This window comes from Flavobacterium sp. 120, assembly GCF_003633605.1.
Lineage (GTDB): Bacteria > Bacteroidota > Bacteroidia > Flavobacteriales > Flavobacteriaceae > Flavobacterium > Flavobacterium algoritolerans.
Genome location: NZ_RBKZ01000001.1, coordinates 1,736,183 through 1,753,814, shown reverse-complemented (window position 1 = coordinate 1,753,814; position 17,632 = coordinate 1,736,183). Strand labels below are relative to the sequence as shown.

Genomic DNA, 17,632 nt, shown 5'->3' with positions numbered 1-17,632 from the left:
ATTACTCACGAGTTAATAATTTATTGGAGTTCGTGAATTTCGACCACAAAACGTTTTTAATGAAGAAGATGATTTTTACTTTTTTCCTTGATGAAAAAAGTAACAAAAAAATCAAGCCTGAAAATAAAATGCTTGAAAACTACCTCGAAGTTCCAGTCCGCAGCCCGAGCCGTTCGTCCTTCGTCCTCAACTCGCGGACTGCTGACACTTCACTTCTTCGTTGTTTTTCGATGCTTTTTATTTAAGGGCGGTGAGGAGCTTGTAAATGCATGCTTATTTTTACTATTACGATGGTGATCGTTTTGATTTGTTTTATATCACAAGCGTTTCACAAGTTGTGACAGAAAAAAGTTTAAAATGTTTATTATAAACTATTAAATTGGTTTTTGCAGTTCTTGAATGAAGTACGTTGGAGAAATTTTTGTATGCTTTTTGAACGCTCTTGTAAAATTTTGAGTAGAGCTAAAACCAGCTTCTTCACCTAATGCCTCATTGGTATATAATCGGTATTTATTCTCGTTTTTAAGTAAGGTTATGATGTGATTTAATTTCAGATCGCTGATATAATCAATGATTTTTTGACCTCTGTATTTGTGAATAACTTTGCCGGCATATTTTGAATTGGTATTAAGTAGTGCAGCAAGACGGGATAAGTTCATGTCTTTCTCCAAGTATTTTCTATTTTTTTCAAACTTTTCCAGATTTTTTAGAATCATTGCAATGACTTCTGGATTGATGTCTAAACCTTCATTCACATTGCTATAGTTAATAGATGTTGCCTTTTTTGTATCAGTACTAGATTCCATTAACTCTTCAAATTTTTGACGATAATACTTTTTGCTTCTATAATGCCTGATAGCCAAGAAAGCTATAATAGTTGAAAATAATACAGTTAGTATGTAAATTATTTGATTTTTAGATCCCGTGGATTTCTCTAATTCCAAATTATGCAATTGCAATTTTTTAGTATCGTACACCTTGAATATTTTTCTTGACAGGTATTTGTAATTTTTAATGAGAATAATATCCACTTCTGTTAGTCTTTTTGTGTACACTAATTCCAAAGCAATGTTATTTTGATTTTTATAAAAGTCAATCAATAATTCAAAGTTTTCTCTTAAATCGGGTCTTGTGTATTTTTCTTCCACAAAAATCTTGTCGACTTTCAAAAGAAACGGTAATGCTCGATTATACTGCTTTAAATCCCAATAGCTTTTACCGATATAGAAGTTTGCTACTGCTTCGTTTGCAAAATCATTTTTATTTTTTAGTCCCGGTAGAATCTTGTTTAATGTAGCAATGGCTTGCGTATATTCTTTTTTAAAATAGTGATTTATGCCTTCTGAATGATTAAAATAGACGTCCATTTCGCTGTTTTCCAGTTTTTTGCTTTCTTCCAGCCCCAACTTATTGTAATAAGATGATAATTTATAGTTGTTTACCTTATTATAACAAAGTCCCAGGGAGTGAATTGAATTCAAGTACGCTCGATCATTTTCTGATTCGTAGTACTTAATACATTCTTTGAGTAGTGCAATGGCTTCATGATAAAATCCTAAGTAATATTTAGTTTGAGCAATAGCATATTTTACTTTATGTATTGCATAACTATCATCTGTCTGTGAAATGTATTTATCGGCTATTAAATAGTTATCCAAAGCTTTTGTGTGTTCCTTACGATCATAATATACTATACCTTTTGTTAGATATGCAGTTCCTATCAAAGCAACATCTTTCGATTTCTTTGCTGCTACAAGGACGCTATCAGAATAGGAGAGCAGTTGTGCCTTATCTGCATTGTACATAATAGCTTTATAAGCCAGTGCCATTTGATTCCAATTTTGTTCCGACTTTGATTTTGACAACCACGACTTAGCATAAAGAATTGCTTTGTGTTTTTGTTTTTTATTTACGAGAACTCCATTACTAAAATATGAATAGTCTTTATTGTTGAGACTGTCAGGAATTTTGAAGTCACTATGCTGTGCAATGTTTTTTTGAGATAGCACTACTAAAATTAGAATTAAATATAACTTTTTCCTGTTTTTCATATATAGTAACGCATATAAAAAGCACGTAAGTTGTGCTTAATTTTTTGAAATAAATGTAGCTAAAATTATATTAATATTAATCAATTGTTAAATAAACTGGTTAAAACGAAACTGAATGCTAGAGAGCTGATAGTTTACTATTTGCAATAAATTATAGTGTGTGTAATTCGGGAATTACACATCATCAATTCGGGAATTGCATAGATAATGGCTTGTTGGGCTTGAATTGGACGAGTAGTTTTGCTTCGAATTCATAACCGTTTGCTAGTTGTAAACACCACATTGTTCAAATTACCCCGGGCGAAATGAACTGACGAAAAAAGTAATCAGTACCATTTTAAAAATTAATCTTTATGAAATTTATTTATTTATGTTTAATCGTAATTCCATTTTTTATTTCTTGTAGTGAATCTCCTGATGTAGCAGTATCAGACACTAATGCTCGCGTTTCTAAATCATCCAGTCGTTTAATTACAAAGAAAGGTAGTACAGTATTGCCTGTAAATAATGCAAATCCGTATGATATTGCTGGACAATTGCACGCCGAATTGTATGCTGTTTATTATGCTGAGGATAGTTTGAGTAGTAGTGTTGCTAATGTAGCGGATCGCGTTACTATGCTTGCAAATGAAAACGAGTCTTTTACTGCCTTAGCCGGTATAAATTATTCGTTTAAGTCCAATGGCCGGGTTAATTACATTCTGTCTAATATCGATAATTGTGCTCCCGGAATTATTAATAACTCACTAGCTGGCAATGAAGCCAAAATTAGTTTTAATACTTTTGTAAATTCTCTGCTATTACTTTGTAAAACGGAATCTGATTATGCAGTAATCTATGATTTTGTAGTCACTTATGAGAATGCAATTTCTGAGAATAGTACCTTTTCCCTATCGGATAAAAAAATTATCCTGACTACCACTTCTATAGCAAGGTATTCTGTTTATGAGATAATACAACGACCTAAGAAAAATACCGATCCAGAGTGGGATTTGTTGGTTGGAAATATCGCAGGAGGAACTGAAGGTTCAACTGAGAGTCTTGAAAAAGCAATCGTAATGTCATTGATTACCGGTATTGCAGAGAATGAATAGTTTTTTTGAGGTTCAGAGGTTTGAATCGATTTTGATTGTCAAACTGACAAAATTCATTAGCTAAATCCAGAAACTGTTTCCATAAAAGGCTGCTCTTTTTATAAAGAGTGGCCTTTTATTTTTCATCCGCTTCTTCCATGCGTTTTCTTAAGTTGTCTTTGAGCGAATTTAGAAAATTAGTTCTCTCCATTGTCTTTCTATTCCTAATTTCTAAATAGATTCTATTGAATTGTCCGATATCTAAATTGAATGCTGATTCGATATTTTTAGCAATTTCATTTAAGCTTAGATTACCATTATTTAGCACCCCTTCAGCATGTAGTGCATACATTAGTTCAACCAGAGCTACTTTAGAACCTGTCCACCTGAGTCCTTTATGATTTGCCTCCGTATGTTGTTTGTCTTGAATTCCATTTTGATGTTTTTTGAGATTGGATTCTAAATATACCTGAATATTATCATTGGCTATTATTTTGGCTACTTTAAAATCATGTGAAGTTGCGAAATCATAATCCGATTGAAAATAGGAGCTGTCCAAAGTCATCCTAATGTCGTGCTTTCTTCGCAGAAAATATTTTTTGTCCAAACATGTATTTCCTGTACGATAGTATTTATAAAATTCCAAATTTTCATCAAAGAAGCTTTTTAGTTTGCTTAATTCTTTATTGTAATGTTTCCGGATGGTTTTATCAGAACCGGATGGCTTGCTGATCTCAATATTATAGATTTCATTGTAGAAAATTAATTTACTTGCCAATTGTGGCTTAATATCCTTGAAAAATTCTATTTCTTCTGATTTGCTTGTAAAACTATGTTTTTTGAAAAACGATTTCAATTGCTCTAGGCTTGCTATTGTTGCTTTAATAGCCTGCTGTGTACAGTGTACTAGGTTATCCTCAGTGGAATGGGTTATTTTTAATTGACTTTCTAATTCTGCCATTACCGAATTTGAGTAGTTTTTCATTTGATTCACTTCTAATTAATGATTTAAATGCTGTCCATTATTATATTTTTGGTTAGCAAATCTATCTGGACGTCTGCATTTTAGCAAATGTTTATTTGTGCAATTCCCGAATTGCATAGTAAAATTCCCGAATTGCATAGTGGTAATAATTTGATTTTTTTTAGCGTCTATGATAATTGTTTAAGTTAAATGGCAATAGTCAAGTAATGTAATTTCCCACCATCGGAGATGATCGAGATTGTTTTTCTTTTGTCTTGATACAAAAGAAACAAAAAATCAAGCCTGAATATTTTTATCCCAAAAAACATCGGACGCATTTTCCTATCGCGACCCCAGCCGCTCGTGTTTCACACTCGGCTCCGGGGTCACTCCCTAACGGCCAACGCTAAAATCCTTACCGTGATTTTTTGGATAAAAATATAAGGGCGGGTAGAGGATAAGTTGTTGCTATTGTTGTTTTATGTGAGGAAGAAAGTAAAGAAAATATATTCGTGATTTATTATTGTTTTTTGGTATTCATGAGCTTCAATTTCAAGCCTTACTGTTTAAATACCGAAAATCATCGAATGGATTTTCGTATTGAGACTCAGCAATCCGTGCTAAGCACTCTGCTCTGGTGGTAAATCTATTGGCTAGCTCTTGAGATGCTCGATTCCCGAATTGCATACTTTGTTTTTTGATACTAATGCGGTAAATAAGCCTTATATTTACCGCAAAATTGCGGTGATAAATGAAAGTAATCACCGCATATTTTTTTGTTTGCGGTAAATAAGCCCTATATTTACCGCAAAAATGCGGTAAATATGTATATTCATCAAAAAAATGATTGGCCAAAATTCACTTGGGATGCAGATGTAATTACACCCTTGCTAGGAACTGTTAGACATAGGCAAGGCAAAATACTTGGAATGATGCAAGGACTTGGATTTCGATTGCAAGAGGAAACAGTGCTTAAAACATTGACTTTGGACGTACTAAAGTCGAGCGAAATTGAAGGAGAGCAATTAAATCCAGAACAGGTTCGTTCTTCCATTGCAAGACGTTTAGGTATTGAAATAGCCGGTGCTGTTCCTGCGGAACGCCATGTAGAAGGTGTTGTAGAAATGCTATTGGATGCTACACAACGCTATGAAGAACCTTTAAGTGATGATCGTTTGTTTGGATGGCATGCTGCTCTTTTTCCGACCGGGCGAAGTGGCATGTATAAAATAAAAACCGCAGCCTGGAGAGATGATGCCATGCAGGTTACTTCTGGTCCAATGGGAAAAGAAACTATACATTTTGAAGCACCAAGCGCAGATAAAGTACCTACAGAAATGAATGTTTTTTTAGATTGGTTTAATTCAAATCAAGATATTGATCCTGTATTAAAGGCCGCTTTTGCCCATTTGTGGTTTGTTACTATACATCCATTTGATGATGGTAATGGACGTATCACAAGAGCTATAACCGATATGCAACTTGCTCGTGCCGACCAAAGTAAACAACGATTTTATTCGATGTCCGCTCAAATTCAAGCTGAACGTGATACGTATTATGCTATATTGGAAAGTACACAAAAAGGTGATTTGGATATTACTGACTGGTTGGAATGGTTTCTTGATTGTTTGTTGCGTTCTATGGCACAGACCGATGAAACTATTGCTGCAATCTTAAAGCGTGCTCAATTCTGGGAAACTCACCGTACTACCAACTTTAACCCACGTCAACAAAAAATACTTCAACTGCTTCTTGATGTTTTTTTTGGTAAACTGACTGTTTCTAAATATGCCAAAATCACTAAAGTTTCTACTGATACCTCCCTTAGAGATATTCAAGATTTAATGGGTAAAGGTATTATTGAACAAGAAGGAAGCGGTAGGAGTACATCCTATAAGTTGATTACTATTTAACCGTATATTCTATAATTTTTTAATTATTTTTTGAAGATTATACATCCGCATAACTACAGTACTTATGTTTCGTAGCTAAATTGTCAGTTTTGATCTGTAATGTTCGGTTTCGGATAAAAGACCCTGGTTCGAGGTCGGGAGACCTCGGGGAGCAGGGGGAGTCATGTTTACGTTGTGGGCACGAGCGAGACTCTCGCGCCAGCAGGGTGAACTTGTACGTACAGCAAACGTGCACTATCTGGTTTACTTAATATATTTATCAATCATATACTGGGTAATCGGTTTTAAAGGTTTTTCATTTTCAGGGTTAAAGCCCGGTCCATTAAAAAAATCCAGATGATCTCCAGTTTTACAATACCACAATATTGGTTTATTATGCTTAAAAAAGGTTGTGGTATCACAAATTTCAATTTTTCTAAAATTCAGCATATTTTTATTTAGAGGCATGGTTGAATACAAGTTTACAATACCAACTGCTTTGGTTTCACAATCAACTGCTTCAAAATGGTCTTTTTGCCATTGCATGCACTCTTTTTTGGGTAAAAAAACGTATCCAAAACCACACAACATTGTAACTACTATCAGTCCAGGAATAAGTAGCCTTTTTTGAAAAATACGTAATTCTTTATTTTTCAAGGATGATGGTTGAATTGCTTGGTAGGGACTAATGTTATTATTTTTAATAATCGTAGATGCTCCAGCAACATCTTCTTTATCTAGACTTTCAATACTATTAATGATGATATTCTCTTTTTTAAAAGCCTCCTGTCTTGAGAATTTCAGGTAAGGTCGCGGATTAAAATCGACTAGTATTGCTGCAATATTAACTGCTTCAATATCAGTTAAATCAGTCTCTCCTTTGAAAAATGTCTCAATAGGCCTGAATTTATCTGTTTGGTCTTTCAATTTGTTGGAGCAATTTAAAATAAAATCAAATTGAAAAAAAGCAGAAAAGCTTTTTAAATCATCAACGCTAGCATTATTCTTAAATAACTCGCCACACAATTTCCTCAATTTGGCACGAGAAGGATTTAGCAAAAAACTGTAATGGGTGCCAACCTTTTCAATCTCATACTTCAATTTAACTGCTGCTTTATAATCTTCTAAAGTATTTTTCACCATAAGCTTAAAGGAATTTTTAGGAATTTTCAGGAATCCTCGGCATTGCTGGGAATCATAGGAATTCCGCATCAATTTTACTGCAGAAGCGTCATTACTTTGCTTCAGAATTAGTTCTTGTTCTATTTCGCGATACGGACAAATGTACAAAACTACTTCTATAAAAGTGAGGCTATACAGAACAGAATTTTTATTCCGGGAAGTATAATTAAACGATTCCGTACTAGCCCACTTTACTTCCCGAAAACAAAAAAAACTGTTCTCATTTTAATGGTTTGGCCTTTACTAATTATTCGATTAAAGATATCGAACGGCCAAACCTATGTCAAATTTTTAACAATTAAAGTAATGAAAAAAATATTTTTTATAGCTGCTATTGCAGTATCGGGCTTAGTTATGGTATCATGTGATGCGGATGCGATTGATAGTACAAGTGCTCAAGCAAAAGATTTTGGAGTTCAAAAAACAGATCAGAAATTCAATCAAAGTTATACTAGTCCCTTGTCTAATACAAGTAGTCCTATGGCTAGTGATGGCCCTGGCGATGAAGTAATTATTATAACACCACCAAAAAAACCATAATAAGGTGCATTAATTTGCAATTAAATACTAATTTCGGGGAAAGAAACTTTATATGTTGCGTTCCCCGTTTTTTATTGTAGTGCTTTTGCTTTCCATCGGATCTTGTCAAAAGAGTGTAAAAACAGGTATTGATACTTCTAAAAAACAAGAAAGCCAAAAAGAAATTGTAGCCCAGAAATATTCAGAATTAGGTGATTCCTTTAGTAGGGATAATAAACTGGATAGTGCTTTCTATTATTATTTAAAATCTACAGAATTATTTAAAGAGGAGGGCAGCAGCGCATATATCGCCTATAATCTAGTTGGAATGGCACAAATCCAACAGACCTATGGCGATTATTACAGCAGTGAAGAAACTTTAACCGAAGCTTTACCGTACATAAACAATGATGCACAATATCAGGTGGCGGCAAATAATTTATTTGGAATTGCAGCAAAAGAACTAAAAAATTACGATGACGCCGTTCGTTATTATAGTACAGTTTTAAAAACTGTCAAAGATTCTGTAGCTAGAGTGGCTGTTCTCAATAATATTGCTACAGTTTATATGGAACAAAAAAAGTACAGAAAAGCAATAGTACTCTTAGAGCCATTTTTAAAGTCTGCCATTTTAGATACACTACAGAATAAAAAAGCGAGAATTATTGACAATCTAGGATTTGCTTATTATAAAGACAATCAGATCCCAAAGGGACTAGCATTAATGAATCAGGCTTTAGCCATCAGAACTAGAATTAACGATTCCTATGGAAGTATTGAAAGCTATTTGCATTTAGCGGATTACTATCAAAATAAAGATTATCAAAAATCAAAAGGATTTGCACTACATGCTTATGATCAAGCAACGAAACATCAAAGTATTGACGAACGATTGGAAGCCTTGGCATTTTTAATGTCACATAATCAAGGAAAAGGAGAAAATAGTTACGCCAGATTATTTATAAATCTAAACGATAGTATTAAAAAAGTACGTAGTAATGCTAAAAATCAATTTGCTAAAATTCGATATGATTCTAGAAAAGCCATTCTGGAAAGCATCAAATATAAGGGACAAAGAGCGGAAACCCTTTTGGAACTTGAAACGCAAAAGAACCAAAAGTACTTGTTATTTTTTGGGTTTTTTGCACTACTTGGCGGGATTGTACTTATAATCAATTACTATAAAAGTAAAACCAAACGAGAACGTTTAGAGGCAAGTTATAGTACCGAAACCCGAATTTCTAAAGAACTCCATGATGAATTGGCTAATGATGTTTTTTATGCCATGACTTTTGCTGGAACTCAAGATTTACAGAATCCGATAAAAAAAGAAACTCTTTTAGATAATCTTGATAAAATATATGTTAGAACACGAAATTTTTCTAAAGCGAATAGTCCTATAGAAACAGGAGAACGTTTTGAACAAAATTTAAAACAAATGCTCAATAACTATAAAAGTAGTAGTACCGAAGTTATTATTAAAAATGGTACCCCAATAGATTGGTCAAAAGTTCAAACGGAGAAAAAGATCGCTATACAAAGAGTATTACAAGAACTTATGGTTAATATGAAAAAATACAGTCAAGCCAGTTTTGTGGTCATTGGTTTTGATATGGAACAAAATTCTCTTAAAATTGACTATTCAGATAATGGAATTGGTTTTTCAGAAAAACTAATTTTAAAAAATGGTCTCCAGAATGCGGAAAACCGTATTCATACGGTAAATGGAATACTTACTTTTGATTCTCAAACCAATAAAGGTTTCAAAGCTAAAATTTTAGTTCCAAAATAATATATAAATATGTTTACAAAAGTTTTAATTGCGGATGATATTGATTTTAATGATTTGGGTGCTGCCCAGATACTAAATGAACTAGATGTTCTTGAAATTCAATACGCAAAATATTGTGATGAAGCTTTGTTAAAGGTTAAAAAAGCACATTTAGACGGTGCTCCTTTTCAACTGCTTATTTCTGATTTGTCCTTTAAGGCGGATCACCAATTGAACCAACTCAATTCGGGTGAAGAATTAATAGCTGCAGTTAAAAAGCAGTGTCCTAACATTAAAATAATTGTTTTTTCGATTGAAGACAGAGCACATCGTGTCAAATTACTATTTGACGAGCTTAATATAGATGGCTATGTAATAAAAGGAAGAAACACAATATACGACCTAAAAAAAGCCATTCAAAAAACCTACAATAATGAACCAGAAAACATTTCTCCTGAATTGTTGTATCTGCTTCAAGATAAGACTACAAGTGAAATAGACAATTATGACGTGCAGTTAATCAAGTATCTCTCCATAGGAATATCTCAAGAAAATATAGAAGCGGAATTTAAAAAAGAAGGCATTAGTCCTAACAGTAAAAGTTCTATTGAAAAACATATCAATAAACTCAAAATTTATTTCAAAGCAAATAATACTGTACATCTTGTGGCTATAGCCAAGGATTTAGGAATTATTTAAAGTTTTACTCGTAGCATACCCTCATTTACTATTCGCATTTTAGCTCCTTCGGGGGCTTTTTTTATGGCTCAAATAAAATAATGAGTCGGATTACGGTTTACCGTAAGGAGTTGAATTTTAATGGTTTTATCTTTGAATAAACCCGAATATAAACAGGTCTTATGAAGAAAAAGTAATCAGGGCCTATTGGTTTAAATGGTTTATAGAAATAAAAATAAAATATTTTGAAATTAAAACTGCGAACCTACCCTATAATCTGAATGCAATTATTAAAGATTTTATAATAGATACAAATCGTCAATAAAAAGTAACCATTTCATATCAATATTTATTTTAACTCCATAAATGAAAATGCTTAGCAATCTTAGAATATTAATTATAATGATGGCTTTGGGAATCATTAGCTGTAAAAAAGAAAAGCCTCCTCAAAAAATCAATACATTTTATAAGGAGGTTATCCAACCGGATGATCGAAAAACGATTACACCTGAAGAAGCAAAAACGTATCATAGTGATGCACATCGTCAATATGAATACCGAACTGGTAAATCAGGACATTACGAGTATAATTATGATGTAAGTGGATATAATGCTGTCGGAGATTCGGTATATGGAAACATTAACATAGAAGGGAAATGCGGTGCCGGTATACTAACCAATATTACTGGAGGAGAAATTGAGATCACAGCAGAATGGATTGATTATGGTAAACTAAAAGTGGTTGACAAGGACGGAAATGAATACAATCTACAAGTGAATTAATACTATTAATATCAAAATAATTAAAATGAAATCTATTATTATCGCTCTTTTTATTTCTCTGACTTCTTTTCACCCAGTAGAGACTAAAGTTTACATCTGCGGGCCAAGGGGAGCAAAGAAATACCATTATACTGAAAATTGTCGAGGGTTGACAGTCTGTAAGCATGAAAAAGTAAAAACATCACTTTCTCAAGCTCAGAGCTACAGACTAACACTATGTGGCTGGGAAGATTAAATTTAATTGTTTGCATTAATTGCGTAAAATATGAACGGGCTGAATAATAAATTTAAAATAATATGGCATCAATAGTTAGTTATGACATTTCATCCAAACATGTGGAATTCAAAAAAGAAATGTTTGTATTAGGTTATAAAGACCAAATAGAAGGAAATACTTGTAAAATAATTTACTTTCCCAATACTACATTATATCATCCTACTAAAACTCCAGAGATAGTCCGGATTGAAGTTCAAAATGTATGTAAAAAACTGAACACTGAATTAGAAAGATGTGTTGCCAGTATTTGGGAAGATTGGTCAGCTATTTGTGGAGAGCCTTTTAAGTAGTACAAAAAAGATTATGTGTACAGGATAATGAAAAACTCGAAAAGAAATAAGAATTAATAAAACACAAAAAATCATGAGTAAATCAAGTCATTATTACATTACAGGTGTATGGAAAGATGCACAACAGAGAATTACAGATGTAATGTTACACGAAGTGATCGACGACAGCAATTTTAAAAATGGAGCAAAAAAAACAAAAGCTGAAGTTGTTCAATTAATTAAAAATAATTACATAGTTAAAACACTTATTTGGGGTTATCCTACTTGGAATGTCGGAGCTAAAGTTATCTATGAAACTGTAAATTTTGTAGAATATTTAAGAAGCATTCCTGACACATCCATCAAAAACAATTTAGATAATTCTATTCCTATGGATGCTTTTTTTTGAAATAATTTATTTACATCGTCTTGTAAACTTAATTCAATCACCAGTAATAAATCCGGTGTCATTTACTTTATTTTGAATTAGTAAACTTTATAACTATTCTATTTGCAATACGCTACGCATTGTTTACTGTATTTCAAATAGAATAAAATAATATTTATGATGTTTTATAACGAACATAGTTTGTCTTAAAAGAAATTGGTAAACCATATGCTGAAAATTTAGTTAGAATTGTGTACGAGCGAGACGAGGCGCTCGCGTCAGCAGGGGAGCCGCGCTATCGGGTATGTCAAAAAAAATATTAGTATTGTTTTAAATATATTTTTCTGTTTTTGAGTTAAATATAAAAAAACAGAAAAAAATAGCTTCGATATGTTATTTAATAAGTATTTTTGTTTTGCAGTATATGAATGTATAATACATAAAACAAAAAAATTGAAACCTACAGAGAAAAAAATAATCATTGATTTGATACACGCAGGATTAATTGGAGAAACAAAAAGAGTTGAATTAGCAGCTTTGAGTTTAGCTCGATCTGTTAAGAATGATAGTCCTGAAATGTTTGACAATATTAAAAATACTCTTAGTTCTTATTCTTTAACAGGAGGTGCGAATATAAGAAGTGCTGGAACTTCTCCAATTCCAATTGATGGTGATTCTAAACTGGAAATGGCAATTATTTATGAGCCTGATGCAGAATTAAATGTTTTGCCAATTCTTCCTGCTAATTTAATGGACAGGGTTAATGGTTTTATTGATGAAAGAAATAAAATTGATATTCTTATTGAAAATAATATAAAGCCTTCTACAAGTCTTTTGCTAATTGGGCAACCGGGAACTGGAAAAACAATGTTGGCAAAACATATAGCATCAGTTTTAAATAAAAATTTAATTGTTTTAGACTTATCTTCTAGTATGTCTAGTTTGATGGGTAAAACTGGTTCAAACCTTAAAAGAGTACTTCAGTATGCAAAGCAAAGTGCATCAGTATTACTTTTCGATGAATTTGATGCAATTGCTAAAAAAAGGGATGATAATACTGATTTAGGAGAAATAAAAAGGGTTGTAAATATATTATTAATGGAACTTGAAGATTGGCCAATTTCTTCAATTTTTATTGCAACAACAAATCATCCAGAGTTATTGGATAAAGCAATATGGAGAAGATTCGACCATACTCTTAATTTCCCAATGCCTGAAAAAGATTTGAGACTTACAATTCTTGAGGACGAATTAAAAGACTTTTTAATTTTAAATGGAACTTCAGCAGATATATTAAAACCAATATCTGAAATGTTTGAAGGTAAGAGTGCAGCTGATTTGTGTAAATATGCAAATAATGTAAAAAGGCGTTTTATATTAAGAGACGAAAAACCTTTAAATTCATTATTCAATGAAATTGAAGATTTTCAAAATGATAAAAAATTAAGAGCAAAATTTTGTGTAATTGCTAAAGACTTACTAGGGAGCGCACTAACAATGCGTGAACTATCTGAGTTAACAGGATTAAGTATAAGTGGGGTGAATCATCATATTTCAAAAACAAAAAACCATGAGTGAAAATACAAATAATAGAAGACCAATATTATATAATGGAGAAGTTTATTCTCATGCTGTAACAAAAAAAAGTGGTTTTGGTGAAAAATCAATACCTTATACTTATGAAGATGCTAAAGATAATTTACTTAGAGATATTTCTACTACTAGATCAATCATAAAGAAATTACCTGATTCATTGCGAATGCCAAATGAAATAATATTGAGCTTCGTTGTTCATCCCGAATTTACCGCAAAATCGTATTACCCAACATCATTATTTGATAATAACGGTACTGAAAAATTTGGAATACAGGAGATTGGGTCAAGAGTTTGGAGATCTAAAAAAGATAATTCCCAAAATTCAGATAAAAATAACTCAAAAATGTATTTTGTAAGAGCTACTGAAGGCAGTCTGGAAAGATTAGAAAATCACTTAAATTCAAGAGTAAGTTCTTTAACTAAAGGTTTTCAAGATGATATTAGAAAAATATCTTCTTTTGGTTTGTTGGAATCGGACGATCAAATTTTAGGAGTTTCAAGTGATTGGAGTGGTGGAAAACTTGAAGCTGTTTTGCACCCATTTGATATTGATAGAAACACTAGTCTTTCGCATTTTTTGGAAAAGATTAATGCATTTGGAGTAAATATAGAGAGTATAAAGTACAAACAATATCATAGTGGTGTAACTTTTATTAGCTTTGACGGTAATAGGGAAATTTTGAAATCTATTTCAGGCTATAATCCATTGCGAACAATTCATCCATTAAAAGTTAGAGAATTGCCAAGTTATGGTAGAACATTTTCTGCTAGTAACGGACCTAAAGCTCCTGTATTTATAAAAAAGTCTCCAATTGTAATTGGAGTTATTGATGGAGGAGTCAATATTTCTAATCCATATTTAGTTAATTATGTAGAATCTGAATTTCCTGTGTCTGGAAATCCGATAAGTGAATATCTAGATCATGGTTCTCAGGTATCTGGAGTAGTTTTATATGGGGCATTAAATAAATATAAATCAACAGATGTAATCGCTGAACCTTATGTTTCTGTTAAAAGTTTTGGAGTGCTTTCGTCAGAAACAACTGATCCCGATTTATATGATGCGATAGATGCGATAGAAAAAATTGTACCATTAAACAAAGATATTTCTGTTTATAATTTAAGTCTAGGTCCAAGTGGACCTATTTTAGATGATAACATTTCCAGATTTACTTATTCTTGTGATTTATTAAGTTACGAACATGGCATTTTATTTTGTATAGCTGTTGGTAACGATGGAGAAGTAGTTGGTTATGATAGAATTCAATCTCCTTCGGATTCTGTTAATTGCTTGGCAGTAGGTGCATATACAAAAAAAGATGGCAAAGAAATTAGAGCGCCTTATAGTAGTATTGGGCCAGGTAGAGAGGGTAGTAAAATGAAGCCAGATATTGTAGCTTTTGGAGGTTGTGATAACAATCCAATCCATTTGATATCTGATGTTGATGGAAAAAAAGTATTAAGTGCTGGCACTAGTTTCTCAAGCCCAATAGTAGCTTCTGTTGCCGGTAGACTAATTGGTGAATCTAAAGGTAATATTAACGCTTTAATTGCAAAGGCATTAATTATTCATTCTACAACAGAAAAATCTAGTTTACATACCAACGAAATGGGACATGGAATTGTTTCTGAAGATATTGATGATATAGTAAATTGTATAGATAAGTCATATACAGTTATATATCAAGGGCAACTAGATACAGGGAAATATGCGGAATTTGCGATTCCTTGGGATAACTCTATTAGTAAAGGATCGACTTCTTTTAAATGGACACTGGCTGTTTTAACTGATGTAGATCATTTGAGTCCTGATGATTATACATCTTCAACAATTGAAGTAGCATTCTTTCCTAATAAAAACAAATACATTTTTAAAAATGTAAATAATTCTTTAATTGATAATGTTCTTAAAAAAAGCGAAACTGTTGATATTGATTTAGATCCCGAAAGAGCGAAAGTCCTTACTTCCTTAGGCTGGACAAAGAGTAAGTTTCCTGTAACAAATTCTCCTAAAAAGCAATTTAAAACAGAATCTGATCTACGGAATGATTTAAAATGGGATACTTTAGATACTAGAAAAATAGTGAAACAAACTAATGGTATAAGAAATCCATCTTTTCATATTCATGCTTTGGGGAGAGGTTCAAGATTAGAAGATTTAAAAGTTAAATTTGCTTTAATATTAACTGTGACTTCACCAAAATCAGATGTCGATTTATATTCAAGTATATTATCTAAATTTCCTGCTCTATTACCAATAGAGTTGGTTTCATTAGTAAATGTTGATGTTAGAGTAAGTTAATTAGGGGAATTCTATATGGAACAAATAAGCTGTTAAACACAAACCATATAGAAATAATCTTGTAAGTCAAAAAACTAAAGCCTTCTAGTGAGGGCTTTTTTTATTGGTTAAAAGTAAGAAATTATTACGAAAATAAATAAACTACATTTATTTTCGTAATATTGAAAAATGTACTCGCACGTTGTTTATGTTGAAATTTTTTTATCAAGGTGTAGCTGGTATAGAGAAGGTTTGCAGAACCCTATAAGTATTAATTCAAAAGGTCTACAGGAACAGGTGACCTTAAAAAATCTTATAATATTTTTTTTTCTACTTTTTCTACTACAGTTTTTATACCAGCTCTTTTATGCTCGTAGATTTTAGTCCGGATGCAGTCACCAGCAATTGTAACGAGTATAGATATAATAATTTCATACCACTGCATTGTGATTGCAGATGTGATCAAGACCCCAAACCTTTAATTTTATCGAGTTAGCCACAAACAGTATAGTTTGTGATTCGAGAATTGAATACTTAAATTTAAATGGTAAAACATATGTACTCTAGTGTTTTTATAAAAAGGACTCTTGCATTTTGAGATATAGTAGGTGTTGTATATGATAGTCACCGAATGCAATTTTGCGCCATCGAGGTAAACCCATCACCGCTGACATTATCCACGCAATAATTCAGCCCTTAAAGCCTTTGTATCAGATAAGAACCTCAACCCCAAAACCATCCATATGAGTGTTATTTGTAACTGGTTAAATGAAAAGAAACAGCCTTTGGAACAAGTTAAGGAGCTAGCGGGACATAAGTGGCCTGGAACTACAGAGAAGTATATCAAAGCTAACAGCTAACAGCAAAGAGAATTGATTAATATGTATTTTCCTATCTAAAAATTGACTATATTTGAGATATTTAACCAACTAAATTTTTTAAATTATGGCACTTAAACCAGGACCAAAAAGAATAGCAGATTCAACAGGTAAACCTGACCGACGTCAGCATGATAATAAAAGCACACCTGGCAATACACCATCGCTGAAACCTTCCAAAAGCTCAGAAAAAAAGTAAATTACTGTTATTTGAGTAGACAAATTTAAAAGCATTTACATTATAAACCTATCATTAATTTGATAGGTTTTTTTGTTTCCTATCAGTTAGGATTATTATAAGATTACCTCTATTTTCGTAATGAAAAGCAAGTTATTTGAATTATACCATCATTGGCAAATCATACTAATTACAATTAAAGAAAATTTGTAAAACCCTATAAGTATAAATTCAATGGGGTGAAAGGAACAGGTATTCCGTAAAAATCTGAATATTTAACTAGATTATCCCTATGTGGTGACTAAGATAGATTATTTTTCCTATTCTTCCAGCTATTATTATAATGCCTATTCTTCGAGTGCTTATAAAACTTCCCTGATACATAAAGACCTAAAACCCATACCAGAATTAGTCCTATAATTTCATACCATTTCATATTTTGAATCTTTAATTAAGTTCAAAATATGCTTTTTATTTTCTATGCGTTATGCAATTCCGGAAATTCAATATGCAATTCGGGAGTTTTCTAAAAATAAAAAAGATGCTTCTCGGCATCTTCATATTATAGTGGTTTATTTGGCCAAAATTCTTTGGGAGAACAACCAAATATTTTGGCAATGTCATTTAAATGTTTGACATTATATTTTGCTTTTTTAGAAGGGGCTTCAATGTCGCCAATAAAACCAACACCTTTGCCAAGTCTAAGAGATAGATCCATTTGGGTTAACCCTTGTGACTCCCTAATCTCTCTAACGCGCTGAATTATATATTTATCTATTTCACTTATCATATTTACAAAGAGCCATATAATTCTAATCTTTATCAATGGACTATAGTCCATATTCAATATGT

14 protein-coding genes are annotated in these 17,632 nt (G+C 32.2%); 10 read left to right on the top strand and 4 right to left on the bottom strand.

The window, feature by feature from the left end:
- Positions 1-374: 374 nt before the first annotated feature.
- Positions 375-2,051, bottom strand: coding sequence for a helix-turn-helix domain-containing protein (locus C8C87_RS07540; RefSeq protein WP_121342155.1), 1,677 nt, complete (start codon positions 2,049-2,051; stop codon positions 375-377).
- 494 nt (positions 2,052-2,545) lie between these two features.
- Between C8C87_RS07540 and C8C87_RS07535 the strand changes: the two genes are divergently transcribed.
- Positions 2,546-3,145, top strand: a complete 600-nt coding sequence (locus C8C87_RS07535; protein ID WP_147402362.1) for a hypothetical protein — start codon at positions 2,546-2,548, stop codon at positions 3,143-3,145.
- A gap of 115 nt (positions 3,146-3,260) precedes the next feature.
- On the opposite strand, the gene C8C87_RS07530 is transcribed toward C8C87_RS07535, so the two are convergent.
- The gene (locus tag C8C87_RS07530) at positions 3,261-4,109 is read right to left on the bottom strand and encodes an RteC domain-containing protein (RefSeq protein WP_121342153.1); all 849 of its coding nucleotides are present in this window, start codon (positions 4,107-4,109) and stop codon (positions 3,261-3,263) included.
- Positions 4,110-4,912: 803 nt separating this feature from the next.
- Between C8C87_RS07530 and C8C87_RS07525 the strand changes: the two genes are divergently transcribed.
- Complete coding sequence (locus C8C87_RS07525; RefSeq protein ID WP_121342152.1) at positions 4,913-6,001, top strand: Fic family protein; 1,089 nt, start codon at positions 4,913-4,915, stop codon at positions 5,999-6,001.
- Between the two features lie 243 nt (positions 6,002-6,244).
- Here the strand turns inward: C8C87_RS07525 and C8C87_RS07520 are convergent, their stop codons facing one another.
- Positions 6,245-7,123, bottom strand: coding sequence for a hypothetical protein (locus C8C87_RS07520; RefSeq protein WP_147402361.1), 879 nt, complete (start codon positions 7,121-7,123; stop codon positions 6,245-6,247).
- Positions 7,124-7,468: 345 nt separating this feature from the next.
- Between C8C87_RS07520 and C8C87_RS07515 the strand changes: the two genes are divergently transcribed.
- The 8 genes from C8C87_RS07515 to C8C87_RS07475 all read left to right on the top strand — a co-directional run bounded on the left by C8C87_RS07515 (position 7,469) and on the right by C8C87_RS07475 (position 15,745).
- Positions 7,469-7,702, top strand: a complete 234-nt coding sequence (locus C8C87_RS07515; protein WP_147402360.1) for a hypothetical protein — start codon at positions 7,469-7,471, stop codon at positions 7,700-7,702.
- Positions 7,703-7,754: 52 nt separating this feature from the next.
- Entirely contained in the window at positions 7,755-9,473 is a 1,719-nt protein-coding gene (locus C8C87_RS07510) for a hypothetical protein (protein ID WP_121342149.1), read from the top strand.
- 9 nt (positions 9,474-9,482) lie between these two features.
- Entirely contained in the window at positions 9,483-10,151 is a 669-nt protein-coding gene (locus tag C8C87_RS07505; RefSeq protein ID WP_121342148.1) for a response regulator transcription factor, read from the top strand.
- A gap of 345 nt (positions 10,152-10,496) precedes the next feature.
- Positions 10,497-10,913, top strand: a complete 417-nt coding sequence (locus C8C87_RS07500) for a hypothetical protein (RefSeq protein ID WP_233550015.1) — start codon at positions 10,497-10,499, stop codon at positions 10,911-10,913.
- Positions 10,914-11,210: 297 nt separating this feature from the next.
- Positions 11,211-11,480: a hypothetical protein gene (locus C8C87_RS07490; protein ID WP_121342146.1), complete on the top strand. Its 270-nt coding sequence runs from the start codon at positions 11,211-11,213 to the stop codon at positions 11,478-11,480.
- 73 nt (positions 11,481-11,553) lie between these two features.
- A complete protein-coding gene (locus C8C87_RS07485; RefSeq protein WP_121342145.1) occupies positions 11,554-11,868 on the top strand; it encodes a DUF3892 domain-containing protein in 315 nt (104 codons plus the stop codon).
- Between the two features lie 432 nt (positions 11,869-12,300).
- Positions 12,301-13,425, top strand: a complete 1,125-nt coding sequence (locus tag C8C87_RS07480; protein ID WP_158589734.1) for an AAA family ATPase — start codon at positions 12,301-12,303, stop codon at positions 13,423-13,425.
- Entirely contained in the window at positions 13,418-15,745 is a 2,328-nt protein-coding gene (locus tag C8C87_RS07475; RefSeq protein WP_121342143.1) for a S8 family peptidase, read from the top strand. The genes C8C87_RS07480 and C8C87_RS07475 overlap by 8 nt, the downstream gene beginning before the upstream one ends.
- Before the next feature lie 1,597 nt (positions 15,746-17,342).
- Here the strand turns inward: C8C87_RS07475 and C8C87_RS07465 are convergent.
- Positions 17,343-17,621, bottom strand: coding sequence for a helix-turn-helix domain-containing protein (locus tag C8C87_RS07465; protein WP_233550014.1), 279 nt, complete (start codon positions 17,619-17,621; stop codon positions 17,343-17,345).
- Positions 17,622-17,632 lie beyond the last annotated feature (11 nt).